This window comes from Snodgrassella sp. CFCC 13594 (assembly GCF_001590725.1).
Classification (GTDB): Bacteria; Pseudomonadota; Gammaproteobacteria; order Burkholderiales; family Neisseriaceae; genus Snodgrassella.
In genome coordinates, this window is sequence record NZ_LQXR01000076.1 from 1 (window position 1) to 620 (window position 620).

At 53.2% G+C, this 620-nt stretch carries 1 pseudogene; it reads left to right on the plus strand.

Annotated elements, in window-relative coordinates:
• Positions 1-36: 36 nt before the first annotated feature.
• Positions 37-620 (plus strand): annotated as a pseudogene (locus A2F46_RS11785) (autotransporter outer membrane beta-barrel domain-containing protein); the annotation flags it as partial.

Below are 620 nucleotides of genomic sequence, written 5' to 3' on the forward strand. Positions count from 1 at the left end.
CCGATCTACGCCAACAGCGTACCGGGATACGTAGCGATGCCACGGGTGAACTTAGAACAAGGCTATAGCAGCATTGGCACCCTACACGAACGCCGAGGCGAGAACCAAACCCTCGCTTGGGACGAATGCGGTACCTGCGGCAGTGATGCCAAAGGACAGACTTGGGCACGGGTGTATGGCAAGCACTTGGAACAAGATGGCAAGCATCGATTGAACCTCGATACCGACATCTACGGTTTCCAAATAGGTCATGACTTCTTGGTGAAACGCAATGACAATGGCAGCCACAACCTTACCGGTGGCTACGTAGCTACAGCAAAGCCGACACCGACTTTGCCGATGAATACCGTGCTGAAAACGGTCTCATCAGTACCGATAAGTACACAGGCAAAGGCAAATCCGATGCCATCAGTCTAGGCTTAACCAATACCTATTACGCCGCCAATGGCAGCTATTTGGATGTGGTGGGCCAAGTATCCTATCTGCGCAACAAATACGAATCCCGCAGTGGCAGCAATCCTGATCGTCAAAACGGTTGGGGTGCGGCGGTATCAGCCGAAGTGGGTCGTCCATTTGCCTTAGGCAACGCTGCGCCGAGTGAAGGTGGCTGGTTGATTGAG